At 60.5% G+C, this 17,190-nt stretch carries 15 protein-coding genes; 12 read left to right on the forward strand and 3 right to left on the reverse strand.

Annotated elements, in window-relative coordinates:
• Positions 1-133 precede the first annotated feature (133 nt).
• A complete protein-coding gene (locus tag ACSHXH_RS13525) occupies positions 134-739 on the reverse strand; it encodes an RrF2 family transcriptional regulator (RefSeq protein WP_435672334.1) in 606 nt (201 codons plus the stop codon).
• On the opposite strand from ACSHXH_RS13525, the gene ACSHXH_RS13530 reads away from it, so the two are divergent.
• From ACSHXH_RS13530 to ACSHXH_RS13565, 8 genes are all read left to right on the forward strand, one after another.
• Positions 710-2,362 (forward strand): ABC transporter ATP-binding protein/permease, encoded by a 1,653-nt coding sequence (locus ACSHXH_RS13530; protein WP_435672335.1) that lies wholly within the window; start codon positions 710-712, stop codon positions 2,360-2,362. The two genes, ACSHXH_RS13525 and ACSHXH_RS13530, sit on opposite strands and share 30 nt — an antisense overlap.
• Positions 2,363-2,379: 17 nt before the next feature.
• A complete protein-coding gene (locus tag ACSHXH_RS13535) occupies positions 2,380-4,029 on the forward strand; it encodes an amino acid ABC transporter ATP-binding/permease protein (RefSeq protein ID WP_435672336.1) in 1,650 nt (549 codons plus the stop codon).
• A gap of 115 nt (positions 4,030-4,144) precedes the next feature.
• The gene (locus ACSHXH_RS13540; RefSeq protein ID WP_435672337.1) at positions 4,145-5,758 is read left to right on the forward strand and encodes a cytochrome ubiquinol oxidase subunit I; all 1,614 of its coding nucleotides are present in this window, start codon (positions 4,145-4,147) and stop codon (positions 5,756-5,758) included.
• A 5-nt stretch (positions 5,759-5,763) separates the two neighbouring features.
• Entirely contained in the window at positions 5,764-6,924 is a 1,161-nt protein-coding gene (cydB, locus tag ACSHXH_RS13545) for a cytochrome d ubiquinol oxidase subunit II (RefSeq protein WP_435672338.1), read from the forward strand.
• A 14-nt stretch (positions 6,925-6,938) separates the two neighbouring features.
• The gene (gene cydX, locus ACSHXH_RS13550; RefSeq protein WP_435672339.1) at positions 6,939-7,091 is read left to right on the forward strand and encodes a cytochrome bd-I oxidase subunit CydX; all 153 of its coding nucleotides are present in this window, start codon (positions 6,939-6,941) and stop codon (positions 7,089-7,091) included.
• Positions 7,092-7,201: 110 nt separating this feature from the next.
• Positions 7,202-7,639 (forward strand): hypothetical protein, encoded by a 438-nt coding sequence (locus ACSHXH_RS13555; RefSeq protein WP_435672340.1) that lies wholly within the window; start codon positions 7,202-7,204, stop codon positions 7,637-7,639.
• A gap of 137 nt (positions 7,640-7,776) precedes the next feature.
• Positions 7,777-9,087 (forward strand): NAD(P)/FAD-dependent oxidoreductase, encoded by a 1,311-nt coding sequence (locus ACSHXH_RS13560; protein WP_435672341.1) that lies wholly within the window; start codon positions 7,777-7,779, stop codon positions 9,085-9,087.
• Between the two features lie 11 nt (positions 9,088-9,098).
• Entirely contained in the window at positions 9,099-9,449 is a 351-nt protein-coding gene (locus tag ACSHXH_RS13565) for a DUF5368 domain-containing protein (RefSeq protein WP_435672342.1), read from the forward strand.
• A gap of 37 nt (positions 9,450-9,486) precedes the next feature.
• Here the strand turns inward: ACSHXH_RS13565 and pcaF are convergent, their stop codons facing one another.
• Together pcaF and ACSHXH_RS13575 are read right to left on the reverse strand one after the other, a co-directional pair.
• Entirely contained in the window at positions 9,487-10,692 is a 1,206-nt protein-coding gene (pcaF, locus tag ACSHXH_RS13570; protein ID WP_435672343.1) for a 3-oxoadipyl-CoA thiolase, read from the reverse strand.
• On the reverse strand, positions 10,685-12,787 hold the full coding sequence (locus ACSHXH_RS13575) for a 3-hydroxyacyl-CoA dehydrogenase NAD-binding domain-containing protein (RefSeq protein ID WP_435672344.1): 2,103 nt from the start codon (positions 12,785-12,787) through the stop codon (positions 10,685-10,687). The genes pcaF and ACSHXH_RS13575 overlap by 8 nt, the downstream gene beginning before the upstream one ends.
• A gap of 295 nt (positions 12,788-13,082) precedes the next feature.
• On the opposite strand from ACSHXH_RS13575, the gene ACSHXH_RS13580 reads away from it, so the two are divergent.
• Genes ACSHXH_RS13580 through hmgA form a run of 4 tightly spaced genes read left to right on the forward strand, consistent with a single transcriptional unit; the run spans position 13,083 to position 17,183 of the window.
• Positions 13,083-14,033 carry an MBL fold metallo-hydrolase gene (locus ACSHXH_RS13580; protein ID WP_435672345.1) on the forward strand — a complete coding sequence of 317 codons (951 nt, stop codon included), beginning with the start codon at positions 13,083-13,085 and terminating at the stop codon, positions 14,031-14,033.
• The gene (locus ACSHXH_RS13585; protein ID WP_435672346.1) at positions 14,030-15,643 is read left to right on the forward strand and encodes an FAD-dependent oxidoreductase; all 1,614 of its coding nucleotides are present in this window, start codon (positions 14,030-14,032) and stop codon (positions 15,641-15,643) included. Before ACSHXH_RS13580 ends, ACSHXH_RS13585 begins: the two co-directional genes overlap by 4 nt.
• Positions 15,640-15,837, forward strand: a complete 198-nt coding sequence (locus ACSHXH_RS13590; RefSeq protein WP_435672347.1) for a DUF2783 domain-containing protein — start codon at positions 15,640-15,642, stop codon at positions 15,835-15,837. Before ACSHXH_RS13585 ends, ACSHXH_RS13590 begins: the two co-directional genes overlap by 4 nt.
• Positions 15,834-17,183, forward strand: a complete 1,350-nt coding sequence (gene hmgA, locus ACSHXH_RS13595; RefSeq protein WP_435672348.1) for a homogentisate 1,2-dioxygenase — start codon at positions 15,834-15,836, stop codon at positions 17,181-17,183. The genes ACSHXH_RS13590 and hmgA overlap by 4 nt, the downstream gene beginning before the upstream one ends.
• Positions 17,184-17,190 lie beyond the last annotated feature (7 nt).

The raw sequence follows: 17,190 nt of genomic DNA on the forward strand, positions 1-17,190 counted from the left end.
CACCGCGACCGTCAGGCGCGGCTGGCTTGTGCGCTGAAAAATCAAGATCAGCCAGCTTACCAAGGAAGACGCGATCCACCTGCCCCAGATCAACCAGACGCGCACCTGAGTGGGCGAGCCATGCATAGCATCCTCAGGCGTCAAAGCGCCGGGACGAACACTCCGCCGACAGTGCGGGTTTCAGGGCCAGCAAATCCGTCATTCCGCAGTTTCCACGTACGAGGTCATCCAGTGTGACAAGATCAAGTTCATGATAAAACGCCTCGAGCGCGCGGATGATGAACGATCGCAAACGGCAGGTTGCGGCCAAGGGACAGGTGTTGCGCACCTCGTCAAAACATTCCGCAAAGGGAATTTCTGTCTCGAAGACGCGAAACACCGCTCCGATTGAAATCCGGTCAGATGGCCGGGCCAGACGGATTCCGCCGGACCGTCCCCTGAGCGTTTCAAGATAGCCTTCGACCTGAAGCCGCTGCACGACGCGGGCAACATGATTGATCGACGCATTGCACCGCTCTGCGATGTCAGACGTCCGCACCAAGCGCCCTTCGTTCACCGCGCAAAACATCAAGGTGCGCGCGGCTAGGTTTGTTCGTGTTGTCAATCGCATCTGCGTTCCTTTGGCTTTTGCCGTATATTTCACATCAGAGATGCCGAATTCCTTGATCCAGATCACGTTCAAGCCTTCGATTTTGCCGTAGCAGGCGTCATGGCCACCACGAGCACAGGCATGACCCACCTAAGTATTTCTGACACCGTTGCCCCTGCCGCTCAGCATTTTGGAGCAATGCTGTCGGTTGCCGCCAGTCTGGTCTGGCTGTTGCAAGCATGGGGTATCGCGTGGGGTTTGGCCGCGCTCTTGAACGGGGTGATCTTTTCGGCTTGGGGGTTGGCACTGGGTTTGCTGGCCCTTGGCACCGCGCGCAGCCTCTTGAACAAAGCGGCACACGCGGCACTTGGTGCAGAAGCCGAAGCACGTATACAAACCCTGCGCGCCCAAATCGTTTCGTGCGAGACAACCACAGCAGATCCGTCACACTTTGGCGGGGCTGGGTCAGTGGCGGCTCTGATCACCGAAAAGCTCGACTTATTGCGCCCTTATCTCTTGCGCTACAAACCCGCCCGGATGCGGGTCATGGTGCTGCCTTTGATCATCCTTGCCCTTACGGCGTGGTTCAGTTGGGCCGCGGCGGTGGTTCTTCTGGCAGCAGGCCCGCTGATCCCGGTCTTCATGGCACTGGTGGGATGGGCCGCAAAAGAGGCCAGCAGCCGCCAAATGGCCGAGATCGGATCGCTGAATGATCTGTTGGCCGACCGGCTGGCGGCCTTGTCCGATCTGAAACTGATCGGGGCTGGTGCCCCGGTGATCGAAGGGTTCGCAGACGCGTCAGAACAACTTCGGCATCGCACGATGGCGGTTCTTCGGATCGCCTTTCTGTCCTCAACCGTGTTGGAGTTTTTCTCGGCTTTGGGCGTGGCGATGATCGCTGTTTGGGTTGGGTTTTCCCTGCTGGGGGATATCACTTGGGGGGTTTGGGGCACCCCACTGACCCCCGCCGCCGGGATTTACATCTTGCTACTTGCCCCTGATTTCTTCGCCCCGTTGCGCGATCTGGCCGCTGCTTGGCACGATAAATCCTCTGCCGATGCGGTGATGGAGGATGTCGAAAAGTGGCGCCAAGACCCGCGTCCACCTTTGCTGGGATTGGGGGAAAATGCGACGCCGCTGGTGTTCAAAGGCCTAAGCGCGCGTGGGCTGACGGTCGAAAGGGACATGCGCGTTCTGGGCTTACCCGATCTGGACATCCCGCCCGGCAGCAGCGTTGCAGTGACCGGCCCAAGCGGCGCCGGAAAGACAACGCTGCTGCGCCTGCTTGCGGGGCTGGCAGAGCCAACAACCGGCACGATCCGCACAGGAGACGCCCGTTTGTCGGAAGACACCGCCGATGCATGGCGCGCGATGGTTGGATGGATGCCACAGGCGCCTCGGTTTATGGGGCGGTCGCTGCGCCACAACATCGGATTTGGCGCACCTCTTGATCAGCGGGGTCTTGACAGAGCCTGTGTCACCGCGATCCTGCCCACCCTTCCGGCCCGCGATCTGACGCCGCTTGGTGAAGCTGGTGCTGGCCTGTCTGGTGGTGAGGCGCGGCGGGTGATGCTGGCACGGGCGATGCAGCGGCACCCGGCGATGATCCTCGCAGATGAACCTACGGCTGATCTGGACACCGACACCGCGCAGACAATTATAGACGGGTTGATGGCCTATGTTGCAGATGGCGGAACCGTGATCGTCGCAACGCATGACCCACGCCTGATTGCGCGCATGCACCATCACATCACGCTAAAGGCAACACCATGAAATCCATTGGAAAAATAATGATTTTTCTGATGCGGGGCGAAAAACAAGGCTTTGCGCAGGGATTGGCCCTGTCCTCTACAGTGCTTGTCATGGGTGTGGCCCTATTGGCGCTTTCGGGCTGGTTCATAACCGCAGCCGCCGCAGCGGGCATGGTTGGACTGGGCGCAGTTTTCAACGTCTTTGCACCGTCGGCCCTTGTGAGGTTTCTGGCCCTGGGTCGTACGGTTGCGCGCTACGGCGAGCGGTTGACCACACATGACGCAACCTTGCGCGCCTTGTCGCGTCTGCGTGTCCAGCTTTTGGGCGGCGTTCTGACATCGCCCTACCGACAGCTTGAACGCCTCCGTGCGAGTGTCTTTCTCAACCGCGTCACAGCAGATGTCGACGCGCTTGATGGAATGGCGTTGCGACTTGTGCTCCCTGCTCTTACTGGGGCGGGTGTTATCGGGGTGTCCGCAATGGTCGTCGGACTGCTGGTTCATCCATCGCTCGCAATGGTGATCCTTGTCGGATACGGGATCGGCCCAACCGCCATCTTTTTGGTCGGCCAAAGGCAGGCCAAGCGCCCCGCGCGTCGGGCCGAGGCCGGGATGCAATCCTTGCGCAGCCGGGTGATCGACCTGATCGCGGTCCGCGAAGACCTGATTGCCTTTGGGCAGATGCGCAACACTGCGGACAGCATCACCAAGGCTGTGGGCTACCAATCGCGTGGACAGGCCGAGGTCGAACAGATCGAGCGTCAGACCGGCTTTTGGCTTGAGGTCATGGGATGGCTGGTCGTGTCTGCCTGTTTTGGGCTTGGCGCAACGCTCGCTCAATCAGGAAGCATCACCGCCGCGCAAGCTGCGATCGGTGTCTTTGCGGGGCTGGCCCTGTCTGAAGCGGTTTCGCCAGTGCGCCGCGCCTTGTCCGAAATTGGCCGGATGAGGTCAGCCGCCACACGGGTAAGCCCATTGTTGGCCCAGACCGATCCGATGCAGGACGCGGACCCGCCGCAAACGACAAAGGCGGCGCTTGCGGCCACCACCCTTGAAGCCACCCGTGGTACGGGGGGGGCATCGTTGTTTGAACCCCTGAGCTTTTCTGTGTCAGCGGGCGAAACCGTGGCGCTCACCGGGCGCAGCGGGTGCGGGAAATCAACGGTGTTGCTGATGGCAGCAGGACAGATCGCCCCACATAGCGGGGATATTGCCTTTGGCGGAACAGCACCACGGGACATCGCGCCCGACAGGCTGATGCAACTGGTTGCGATGGTCCCGCAACGCCATGCCTTGGTCGCAGGAACGATTGCAGAGAACCTCCGTCTTGCCGCGCCAACGGCATCCGATTCAGAGCTTTGGTCCGTCCTTGACGCCGCTCAGCTTGGCGAAACTGTTGATGCCAAAGGCGGGTTGGACCTGCGTCTTGGCTTCCGTGGCGCGGGACTGTCAGGGGGTGAAGCACGCCGCTTGGTGATCGCGCGCGCGCTGTTGCGCAAACCACGTTTGCTGCTGCTGGACGAACCAACCGAAGGATTGGACGCGGGGCTGGCGATACGGGTTCTGAATGGGATACGAGGTGTCTTGCCGGATGCAGCAATTCTGATGGCAGCCCACCGCGCTGAAGAAACGGCGTTTGCCGACCGGCTTGTCCCGGTCAGAGCCCCTGCCCTACAACCGGCAAAATAAACCGCACCCAAGCTCGCAATTTTTGACACAGATCAAATAACACATATCTAAATTAGCATATGACTCCGTTAATTCGCATCATGGATGCTAATTTAACGCATTAAGGAGTCCCCCAATGGAGATCGGACTGGTCGAGCTGTCACGCATGCAATTCGCGCTGACAGCCATGTATCACTTTCTCTTCGTGCCGCTGACACTGGGTCTGTCGATCCTCGTGGCGATCATGGAAACCGTATATGTCATGACCAACCGCCCGATCTGGCGGCAGATGACAAAGTTCTGGGGCACGCTGTTCGGCATCAACTTTGTGCTGGGCGTCGCCACAGGGATCACGATGGAATTCCAGTTCGGCATGAACTGGAGCTATTACAGCCACTACGTTGGCGACATCTTCGGTGCGCCGCTGGCCATTGAGGGCCTGATGGCCTTCTTCCTTGAAGCGACGTTTGTTGGCCTCTTCTTCTTCGGTTGGGACAAGCTGAGCAAGGTACAGCACATGGTGGTGGCCTGGCTCGTTGCCATCGGGTCGAATTTCTCGGCGCTGTGGATTCTGATCGCCAATGGCTGGATGCAGAACCCGGTTGGCGCCGAATTCAACCCCGACACGATGCGTATGGAAATGACATCGTTCTTTGATGTTCTGTTTAACGAGGTGGCGCAGGCCAAATTCGTGCACACCGTCTCGGCAGGCTATGTGACCGCCTCGGTCTTCGTACTCGGTGTGTCCGCGCTCTACCTGATCCAGAACAAGCACAAGGATCTGGCCCGCCGGTCGATTGCCGTCGCATCTGCCTTTGGCCTTGCCGCTGCGCTATCCGTTGTCGTTCTGGGCGACGAGTCAGGGTATTCCGCCAGCCACACGCAAAAGATGAAGCTCGCTGCGATCGAGGCAATGTGGGAAACCCATGACGCACCTGCCCCCTTCACCGCAATCGGCTTTCCCGACCAAGCGGCGCGCGAGACCCACTATGCAGTGGAAATCCCGTGGGCCATGGGGCTGATCGGCACCCGCAGCCTGACCACGGAAATCCCCGGCATCAATGATCTCGTAGCTGAATCCGAGGTCAAAATCCGCGACGGTCTCATTGCTTATGATGCGCTGATGTCGATCCGTGAACAGCGTGATGCGACCCCGCAAACTGTGCGTGACACCTTTGAGGCGCACTCTGAGAACCTTGGCTATGCGCTTCTGCTTAAACGGTATGTGGATGATCCCCGCGATGCGACCGAGGCGCAGATCAAGATGGCGGCTGACGACACGGTGCCCGGTGTGGCGCCCCTGTTCTGGGCCTTCCGCATCATGGTGGCGCTTGGCTTTAGCTTTATCGCGGTGATGGCGTATTTCTTCTATCGCGCCTCGTTTCGGAACATGCAGTTCCCACGCTGGTCGCTTTATGCCGCTGTTGCCATCATCCCAACGCCATGGATCGCGGCTGAACTGGGCTGGTTCGTAGCCGAGTTTGGCCGCCAGCCCTGGACCGTGGACGGCGTGTTGCCCACAGCGCTCAGCGCCTCGCACCTGAGCATTGCCGATCTGCTGATTACGCTTGCCGGGTTCCTGATCTTCTACTCCGTACTTTTCGTGATCGAGGTGAGCCTGATGGTGAAATACATCCGCAAGGGCCCGTTTCAGGACGTTGACGAAACCAACGAATGGCAAGCCCGGCACGAGGCGCGCCTGCGCGGACAAGCCGACACCCCGTCCCTTGTTGCCACCCCTGCGGAGTAAGATTGATGATCCTTTTTGAACTGATCGAATACGACATCCTGCGCGTGATCTGGTGGGCGCTTCTGGGCGTGCTTCTGATCGGATTTGCCCTGACCGACGGTTTCGATATGGGGGTTGGCGCATTGCTGCCCTTCGTCGCCAAGACCGATGTCGAACGCCGCGTGGCGATCAACACGGTCGGCCCGGTCTGGGAAGGCAACCAAGTGTGGTTCATCCTTGGCGGCGGCGCGATCTTTGCCGCATGGCCGCCGCTTTATGCGGTAAGCTTTTCGGGCTTCTACCTTGCGATGTTTGTAATTCTAGCGGCCTTCATCGTGCGCCCGGTTGCTTTCAAGTACAGGTCCAAGCGAGAAAACACCACATGGCGCACACGTTGGGACTGGGCCTTGTTTACGGGCGGTGCCGTTCCCGCGCTTTTGTTCGGTGTGGCTGTGGGCAACGTCCTTCTAGGTGTGCCGTTCTACCTGACCGAAGACCTGATGCCGATGTATCCGGGCAACTTTGCCATCAAGTTCATCGGCTTGCTGCGCCCCTTCGCTTTGCTTGCCGGTGTCGTGTCGCTGTCGATGTTGCTGATGCACGGGGCAGCTTGGTTGTCGCTCAAGGCCGAAGGCGTGGTCGCTGAACGCGCCCGGTCCATCGGGATCAAGGCCGGGATCGTCGCCGCGGTGGGTTACGCGCTGGCGGGTCTTTGGCTGGCGGTTGGCATCGACGGTTTTGCCTTGGGTGAAGTTGTCGCCAACGGTCCGTCCAACCCACTCTACTCGGACGTCACCCGCAGTGGATCATGGCTATCTGCTTATGCTCTGCGCCCGTGGATCGTGATCGCGCCGCTTATGGGCTTTGCCGGAATCGCACTGGCCGTGTTAGGACTGCGCGCCGGCCGTGAAGTGTCGACCCTGCTATGGTCGAAAATGGGCATACTCGGGATCATCTCGTCCGTCGGCCTGACCATGTTCCCGTTCATCCTGCCCTCGACCCTTGATCCCAAAAGCTCTTTGACTGTGTGGGACGCCTCGTCCTCGCACCAGACGCTGTTCATCATGCTGGTGGTCACGGCAATCTTCATGCCGCTGATCCTGATGTACACGGCGTGGGTCTACAAAGTGCTCTGGGGCAAGGTCACCGAGGCGCAAGTCACCGAAAACCCCGAAACCGTTTACTGAAGGAGACCTGACCGATGTGGTATTTCGCATGGCTTCTCGGACTGCCGCTTGCCGCGCTGTTCGCTGTTCTGAACGCAATCTGGCTGGAGATGCGCACCGACGCGTGTTTCTCAGAAGAGGGCGACTGTCCGATGGGGGATCACACCCGCCAAAAGTCTGCACACTGAATGACTGGGGGGGTGTCCCTTCCTCCCCCTGTCCGGCGTGGACCCCGTTAAGACGAGGGGTCCGCGCCAAAAGACATAGTTAAACCACCGTCTCAAAAAGGATACCCAACATGAAAAACCTGATCCTCGCAGCATGTGCCGCACTGACCTTGACAGGACCGGCGCTGGCGCAAGACGCGCCTGATACCTTGATCACCATCCTGACCGCGCCCGAACCACAGACCCAGCTTATGGCAATGGTTCTGGCCATGCAGGCGGCGCAGCAAGGTGCGACCCCGCATATCCTGCTTTGCGGCCCGGCGGGTGATATCGCCCTCAAGGACGCGCCGGACTCGGCCACCGCGCCGCAACCGCCGCGTGACATGAGCCCAAAAGCTCTCTTGACCCAGATTGCGGCCCTTCCGGGAGCCAAGGTCGAGGTTTGCGCCATTTACCTGCCCGGCAAAGGCGCGCAGCCCGATGTGCTGATGGACGGCGTCACCGTCGCCCAGCCCCCCGCAATGGCGGCGGCGATGATCGCGCCAAATGCCCGGATCGCAAGTTATTAAACCAGTTCAGCCAAAACCGCGCCTGCCTCAGCCCTTTGGTTGAGGCAGGCGATTTTCGACTGGCTTGACATATATCAAAACACGAATGCGTGGATGTCATATTCTGCATTGAGAATGTCTTTTGTGAGGAGGAGGATATGACCAAGCTGACCGCAACGCGGCGTCAGTTCTTCGGGCTTGCCGCTGGTGGCGCTGTTGCCGCTGCATGGGCGACACCGGACCGGGCGCAAGCCCAGACTGCCACCAAAGCCCGTATCGTGATCATTGGTGCGGGGGCCGGTGGAACCGCGCTTGCGAACCGGTTGGTGACACGGCTGGACGGGGCAGAGATCACACTGATCGACCCGCGCGCGACACATCTGTACCAGCCCGGTTTGTCGCTGGTTGCAGCCGGGTTGAAACCTGCAAGCTATGTCATGTCCAAAACAACGGATTGGTTGCCGCAGGGTATCACGCTGATCACCGAGGCCGCCACCGCGATTGATCCCGAGGCCAAGACAGTCGATACCGCAAGCGGTCAGACCATCGCTTATGATTTCCTAGTTGTGGCCCCTGGCCTGATCCTGGATCACGATGCGATCGAAGGCTTTTCGCTTGATATGGTGGGACAGAACGGCATCGGTGCGCTCTATGCCGGGCCGGACTATGCCGCCGCAACATGGCAGGCGGCTCGGGCCTATACCGAAACTGGCGGTGTGGGCCTGTTCACCCGTCCAGCAACCGAAATGAAATGCGCCGGTGCGCCGCTCAAGCATACGTTCCTGATCGAGGATATCGCCCGCACCGCTGGCACGCGCGGCAAGCTTGATGTGCATTACATGGCCAACAACAACAGCCTGTTCGGTGTGCCCATCGTATCGGAAAAAGTGCGGATGCTGTTCGGCGACCGGGGGATCACGCCCGCCTATTCCCATGTTCTCAGCGGTATCGACGCAGGGGCAAAAACCGCCACCTTCGACACGCCAGATGGCCCCGTCACCCGCGACTACGATTATATCCATGTCATCCCGCCACAGCGCGCGCCCGATGTAATCCGCCAATCCGGGCTAAGCTGGGCCGATAAATGGACGGATCAGGGCTGGGTCGAGTGTGACATGGCCACGCTGCGCCACTTGCGCTACGACACGATCTGGGCGCTTGGCGATGTGGCCGGTGTGCCCAAGGGCAAGACTGCCGCGTCCGTAAAGTGGCAAGTGCCTGTCATCGAAGACGGATTGATCTCTGCCATCGAAGGGCGCGAACCGACCGAGACCTATAATGGCTATACCTCGTGCCCGATGATCACCCGGGTCGGTCGCGCCATGTTGGTGGAATTCGACTACAACAACAATCTTACCCCATCTTTCCCCGGCATCATTGCCCCACTTGAAGAGCTTTGGATCAGTTGGCTGATGAAGGAAGTGGCGCTGAAAGCCACCTACAATGCCATGCTGCGCGGTCGCGCTTAAGGAGATAGATCATGAAAGATTTGACATTTGGAACCATCCTCGCCGTGTTCGAAGAGATCTTTGGGACAGGGCTGTTTTGGGCAATGGTGGGCGTGGCGGTTTTGGTGACGGTTGCGTATATTTACGTCCTTGTCCGTGATCGCAGTATATCGTGGCGCAAGTTCTTGCTGGCACAGGTTTCCATGCCCGTTGGTGCCATAGCGGCAGTGTGGTTCGTTCTCGTGATGACGAATTCCGAGCTGCGTAATCTGGGTGGTCCGGTAGACGTGATCGTCTTTCTTGCAATTGGTGTCGCGGGTGCGATCGGCACGGCAGTCCTTGTCTATACCGTGCAATCGCTTCTGCTGCGCCGGACATCCTGAACGCCATCAACGGCGCGTCGGAATGAACGCGCACGGCTCAGACCGCCTCAATGGCCACCGCGACGCCCTGCCCGACCCCGACACACATGGTCGACAGGGCGCGCCTGCCGCCAGAGATTTGCAATTCGAGCGCGGCCGTGCCCACGATCCGCGCGCCAGACATCCCCAATGGATGGCCCAGCGCAATTGCGCCACCGTTCGGGTTGACCCGTGGGTCATCATCCGCAATCCCAAGGTCTCGCAGCGTGGCAAGCGCCTGACTGGCAAACGCCTCGTTCAATTCAATCACGTCGAAATCGGACACGGACAGGCCAAGCCGCGCCATCAGTTTCTTAGACGCCGGGGCTGGCCCGATCCCCATGATCCGGGGCGGCACGCCAATCGCTGCCCCGCCCAGAACGCGGGCGATGGGGGTCAGACCGTGGGCGCGCGCGGCGTCTGCGGATGCAAGGATCAGCGCCGCCGCGCCATCATTGACACCCGACGCATTGCCCGCCGTCACCGACCCACCCTCGCGGAAAGGCGCCCGCAGGTTGCCCAATGCCTCAAGCGTGGTCTCAGGGCGCGGATGTTCGTCTGTTTCGACACCCTGTGCATCGCCTTTGCGCTGCGCCAGGGTGACTGCCGTGATCTCGGACGCCAGCCGCCCGTTGGCCTGCGCCATGCCTGCTTTGTTCTGGGACCGGATGGCAAAGCGGTCCTGGTCCTCGCGGCTGATATTGAACGCTTCAGCCACGTTTTCGGCAGTCTCGGGCATGGAGTCGACGCCGTATTGTCCCTTGATCAGTGGGTTGACAAAGCGCCAGCCGATGGTTGTGTCCTCGATCTTGGCTTCGCGGGAAAAGGCGGTTTGGGCTTTCGGCATGACAAAAGGTGCGCGCGACATGCTTTCCACCCCGCCAGCAATCACCAACTCGGCCTCACCTGCCCGGATGGCACGCGCCGCCGCGATTACCGCATCCATCCCAGACCCGCACAACCGGTTGGTCGTTGTGCCCGGCACCGTGGCCGGCAGACCCGCCAACAAAAGCGCCATACGCGCAACATTTCGGTTGTCTTCGCCCGCTTGATTGGCACAGCCAAGGATCACCTCATCCACTGCTGTCCAGTCGACACCAGCATTGCGCGCCATGAGAGCCCGCAAGGGCACAGCAGCGAGATCGTCAGCCCGGACCGAGGAAAGCGCACCCCCATAGCGCCCAATAGGCGTTCGGATGTAGTCGCAAATAAACGCGTCACGCATGTCCTGATTTCCTTTTCTCGATCTCTTGGCGTTCCGCCCGCAACGGGGCCAGCATATCCGTCACGGAACCAAGCGCGCCTTCAGCGCCGCTGGCCTGTGCGGCGGCATCACACATCCGCGCGATCCGGTCGGGTGGTTCGCCCGATGCCCTCCAAAGCGGCCCCCCCCGCCAGCGGGGAAAACCGTAGCCATGCACCAGCGTCACGTCGATGTCACCGGCCCGCTGTGCCACACCATCGGCAAGAACTGCCGCGGCTTCGCTCAGGATTGCGCCAAGCAGCCGCATCTGGATATCATCCGGCGAAAAGTGGCGCGGCGTGATGGCTTTTGCCGCGCGGGCCTGCGCGATGATCGCGGCCACATCGTCTGACGGGTGCAGCTGGCCATCGATGTAATCATACCAACCGCCGCCAACTTTGCGCCCGAACCGCCCCGCCGCGCACAGGCGGTCGGGGATATCGACATAACGCGCCGCAGGATCGCGGGTCGCGGCCTGCCGTTTGCGCATCGCCCAAGCGATATCGAGGCCGGACATATCCCCCACAGCCAGCGGCCCCATGGCAAAGCCGAAATCTGTCGCGGCGTTGTCCACCTCCTCTGGGGTGGCACCGTCCTCGATCAGGAATTCGGCATGCCGACGATACGCGGCATATATGCGGTTCCCGATAAAACCGTCGGCGTTGCGTGCCACAACCGCCTGTTTGCCCAATGTCTTGGCAAAGGCCAGTGCAGTGGACAATGAACGGTCCGCGCTGTGTTCCGCACGGACCACCTCAAGCAGTTTCATCATGTCTGCCGGGCTGAAGAAGTGCAGCCCCACAACATCCGCTGCGCGGGACGTGACTGCGGCCAGTGCGTCGATATCAAGGTAGGATGTATTCGTCGCCAAAAGCGTGCCGGGTTTCAGCATTGTGTCCAGAACGCGAAACAGGTCTTGCTTGACCTTCATGTCCTCAAACACCGCTTCGATCACCAGATCGCAATCGGCCAAATCTGACAGGCTGTGGCTTGGGGCCAACGCGGCCTTTCTGGCATATGCGTCATCTGGCGAAAGATGGCCCTTGCCGACGCTGCGGTCCAACGCCCCTGTAATAGCCGCTGCCGCAGCATCGCGTGCCTGTGCATCGCGTTCAACAAGCGTGACGGGAAGACCCGCAGCCAGCACCGCACGGCAGATGCCCTGTCCCATCGTGCCGCCGCCGACAATACCAACGCGCCTGATCTCAGCAGGTTGCGCGGTCGGCCCCTCAAATCGGGTCGCCGCGCGTTCGGCAAAGAACAGGTGACGCAGCGCAAACGCCTCTTCTTGCAAACGCAGCGATTGAAACGCAGCCCGTTCCCGCGCTAGCGCAGTGTCTGTCGGCATCTCGGCAGACAGTTTGACCAGAGCCACGGCCTCTTGGACGTTCGGCCTGCCTTTGCCCCGCCGGAGCGCTTGGGCCTCGGCGGTCTTGACGGCGTCCGGGTCTGCCACGGGCACCGGCAGATCACGCAGACGCCGCTTGTGCGGTGCACCCTGAAGAGCGCGAAACGCCGTCGTCAGAAGCGCTTGCGGATCAGACGACGCCGCAAGCGCATCAATCAGGCCAAGGTCATGTGCCTCGGGTGCCGAAATGCGCCGTCCGGAACAGACAAGCGTGATCGCCTTGGCCAGCCCGGTCAGGCGCGGCAGACGTTGCGTCCCGCCCGCACCCGGCACAATGCCCAATGTCACCTCTGGCAGTCCAACAACCGCGTCCGGTGCTGCAATGCGCAAATCACAGCCCAGCGCCAGTTCGAACCCGCCGCCCAGCGCCGCACCGTGGATCGCGGCACACACGGGGTGCGGGCAGTCCTCAATCGCGGCGATCACCTGCGGCAATTCCGGCGGCGCCAAAGGAGCCCCAAATTCGCGTATGTCCGAACCTGCAACAAAGCTGCGACCAGCCCCGATGAGGACAACCCCACGCAGATCATGCTGCGCGACATCGGCAAGACACGCCAAAAGCCCGGCACGCACCGGTGTTGACCCAGCATTGACCGGCGGGTTGTCGATCGTCACGATTCCAAAACCGTCGACGATTTCAAGGCGCACGACGGCGTCATGTTGGATCATGGCCACTCTCTTTCCCAGGGTGGATCACATAAGCGATCCCGAAATAGCACGCGAATGGGCCGAAGTTCCGTTGAGGTCGTACACCGCAACAAAGTGACGTGAAGTCCTTTAACGCGGCCCACCCATAGCTTGGCCGGATCATGCCGTTCGAGGCTGCGTCCTGCAAGTGGTCCGCTTGATGCAGGTCACCCCGCCCCTGAACGCAGCAGTTTTCAAAGCACGTTGACTTTCATAGCAAATGCTATGACACAAACGGGCGATACCCCATCATACCCCGCGCAAGTTAGGACACCGCATGACACAGTCGTTCGCATCCCAAGGAGACATGGCGGAAAAGGAGATTTCGTTCACCGAAATCGGCGAGGGCCTTTTTGCTTTTACGGCGCAGGGCGATCCGAACACCGGTGTGATCATAGGCGATGACAGCGTCATGATCGTCGAAGCGCAGGCCACACCGCGACTGGCGCGCAAGGTGATCGACTGCGTACGCTCTGTCACCGACAAACCGATCAGCCATGTGGTGCTGACCCACTATCACGCCGTGCGGGTGCTGGGGGCCTCGGCCTTTAACGCGCCGCAAATCATCATGTCGGAAAAAGCCCGATCCATGGTGGTGGAGCGCGGACAAGAAGACTGGGACAGTGAATTTGCCCGGTTCCCACGGCTGTTTCAGGGCCATGAGGAAATACCCGGCCTGACCTGGCCGACCACGACGTTCAATGACCGGATGACCGTTTATCTGGGACAGCGCCGCGTGGACATCATGCAGATGGGCCGCGCCCATACGGCAGGCGATGCGGTGATCTTTGTGCCCGATCAGAACGTCATGTTCACCGGCGATATCGTTGAATACCATTCGGCCTGCTATTGTGGGGATGGTCATTTCCACGATTGGCCCGGCACCTTGGACAACATCCGCGGGTTTGAACTTGACGCCATTGCACCGGGGCGTGGCGATGCGTTGGTCGGGCGCGACATGGTCAACGCCGCTTTGGACTCGACGGCGGATTTCGTGAAGTCCACCTATGCCCCGGCGGCGAAGGTCGCGCTGAAGGGGGGTACATTGAAAGACGCATGGGACGCGGTGCGCGCGGTCTGTGACCCAAAGTTCAAAGACTATGCGATCTATGAGCATTGCCTGCCCTTCAACGTCGCCCGCGCCTATGACGAGGCCCGCGACATCGACACACCGCGCATCTGGACCGCCCAGCGCGACCTTGAGATGTGGGAGGCGCTGCAAAAATGAACGCACCGCTTCGGGATCGCTATCCGCTCGCGTTTCGCTTGTACCCCTACAGGCGCGCGGCGGATCAGGATGCCAAGCGGCCCGCGCGCCATCCGGTTGTGATTGTCGGGGCCGGGCCTGTTGGTCTGGCATTGGCGCTTGATCTAGGGACACAAGGCACACCCGTTCTGGTCCTCGACGATCATGAAGGGGTTGGCCTTGGCAGCCGCGCGATCTGTTTTTCCAAACGCACGCTTGAGATCATGCACCGTGTCGGAGCCGGGTCCGACATGGTCGACAAAGGTGTCGTCTGGCAAAAGGGCCGTGTGTTTCGAGACCGAGACGAGGTCTTTGCCTTTGACCTCCTGCCCGAAGCAGGCCATCGCTGTCCGGCCTTCATCAATCTGCAACAACCCCATTTTGAACGCTTCCAGATGGAGGCCGTTACCCGCGCACAATCGACCTACGCACCGATCGACATACGCGGCAAGAACCGGGTGGATGCGGTCACTGACAGGGGCGATCATGTCCTGATCGACATTACGACGCCAGACGGGCCCTACCAGATCACCGCCGATTACATCGTCGCCTGTGACGGCGCGAAATCCCCGATCCGCGACATGCTGGGCCTTGGTTTTGACGGGCGGGTGTTCGAGGACAATTTCCTGATTGCCGACGTCAGGATGACGGCTGATTTCCCGACCGAACGCTGGTTCTGGTTCGAACCTTGGTTCAAATCCGGCGACAGCGCGTTGCTGCACAAACAGCCTGACGACATCTGGCGGATTGATTTCCAGTTGGGATGGAACATCGACCGCGACGCAGAGCTGCGCCCGGAAAATGTGCGTGCCCGTGTCGATCAGATGCTGGGACCCGATGTGACCTATGACTTGGATTGGGTGTCTATCTACACGTTCCAATGCCGCCGCATGGACCAGTTCCGCCACGGACGGGTGATCTTTGCCGGGGACAGCGCGCATCAGGTGTCACCCTTTGGGGCGCGCGGGGCCAATTCGGGGGTTCAGGACGCGGACAACCTGGGCTGGAAACTGCGCGCTGTTCTGCAAAAGGACGCATCACACACGCTGCTCGACAGCTATGATCTGGAGCGGCAACAGGCGGCGGACGAAAACATCCTGAATTCCACCCGGTCGACCGATTTCCTGACGCCTAAATCGGCGATGTCCAAGCTGTTCCGCGATGCGGTCCTGACACTGGCGCGGGACCATGCCTTTGCGCGGCCCATGATCAATTCCGGGCGGCTCAGCACCCCCTGCACCTATGACGGATCGCCCTTGAACACCCCGGATGTCCTTGTTGGTGGACCCGCCCGCACGCGGCCCGGCGCCTGCTGCCCGGACGCGCCCGTTGACGGCGGGTTCCTGCTGGATCATCTGGGCGGACGGTTTGTGCTGTTGGCTTTGGGACTGCACCCCCCCAACGGTACGGGGATCACGGATATCACGCTCGACCCGTCTATGCTGGGAACAGAGCTGCGCGACAGGTATCTTGGAGCGGCCACACAGGCGCTTTACCTGATCCGCCCGGATCAACACGTTGCCGCACGGTGGGCATCGGCAACCGCACTGGACATCAAGACAGCGCTGCGCCGCGCCATGGGGGACGAATGAGCGACTTGATCCTGGAGCCGAACATCCCCGACCTGGACGGTTTTTATGCAGACCTTCTCGCCTGCCATGCCGGGTTATCTGACGACGACAGCGCCGCGTTGAATGCGCGGTTGATCCTTATCCTTGCCAATCACATCGGGGACCGCGCGGTTTTGCGCGCAGCCCTCATGGCCGCAAAAGGAGACGACGCATGACCGCTTTGGAACTCGGGTCTATGGTTCAGGCCACAGGCGGCACATTGACCCCCGGATACATGCCCGGCTGGGGCAATGATTTTGAAACCGAAGCCCTGCCGGGGGCATTGCCGCAAGGGATGAATTCCCCACAAAAGGTGAATTACGGACTGTACGGCGAACAATTGTCTGGCACCGCGTTCACCCAACCCGGCCCCGAGCGCACATGGTGCTATCGCATCCGTCCCTCGGTCAAACACACCTCCCGGTTCACACGGACCCACCTTCCCTATTGGAAAACCGCACCGCATATCGTTGAGGATGTGACCTCGCTTGGCCAGTATCGCTGGGATCCGATCCCGCATTCGGACACGCCACTCACTTGGCTGACGGGTATGCGCACTATGACAACGGCGGGGGATGTGAACATTCAGGTTGGCATGGCGTCGCATGTCTATCTCGTGACGCACAGCATGGAAGACGCCTATTTCTATTCCGCTGACAGCGAACTCTTGGTGGTGCCCCAGGAAGGCCGTCTGCGCTTTGCGACCGAACTAGGAATCATCGACATCGCCCCCAAGGAAATCGCGATCCTGCCGCGCGGTCTGGTGTACCGGGTTGAAGTGCTCGACGGGCCGTGCCGCGGGTTTGTCTGCGAAAACTACGGTGCGACGTTCAACCTGCCGGATCGCGGACCCATCGGGGCCAACTGCCTTGCCAATCCGCGTGACTTCAAAAACCCCGTCGCCGCGTTCGAAGACCGCGAAACCCCGTCCACTGTCACCGTGAAATGGTGCGGGCAGTTTCATGAAACCCAGATCGGCCATTCGCCCCTGGACGTCGTGGCGTGGCATGGCAATTACGCGCCCTGCAAATACGACCTGACCACCTATTGCCCGGTGGGCGCGATCCTGTTCGATCATCCCGACCCGTCGATCTTTACTGTGCTGACCGCTCCGTCAGGCCAGCCCGGTGTGGCCAATATCGACTTTGTCCTGTTCCGCGAACGCTGGCTGGTGGCCGAGGACACGTTCCGTCCTCCGTGGTACCACAAGAACGTCATGTCCGAGCTGATGGGAAATATCTACGGGCAGTACGATGCCAAACCGCAGGGCTTTGTTCCCGGCGGGGTGTCGTTGCACAACATGATGCTGCCACATGGACCGGACCGCGATGCGTTCGAACGCGCTTCGAATGCCAATCTTGGCCCGGACAAGCTTGACCGTACCATGAGCTTTATGTTCGAAACGCGCTTTCCCCAGCACCTGACCGCCTTTGCCGGGACCGAAGCCCCGATGCAGGACAATTACATCGACTGCTGGACGTCGCTTGAAAAGAAATTCGACGGCACACCGGGCAAGAAATAAAGACCCG

Origin of the sequence: Marivita sp. (assembly GCF_051251565.1) — a bacterium.
Classification (GTDB): Bacteria; Pseudomonadota; Alphaproteobacteria; order Rhodobacterales; family Rhodobacteraceae; genus Marivita.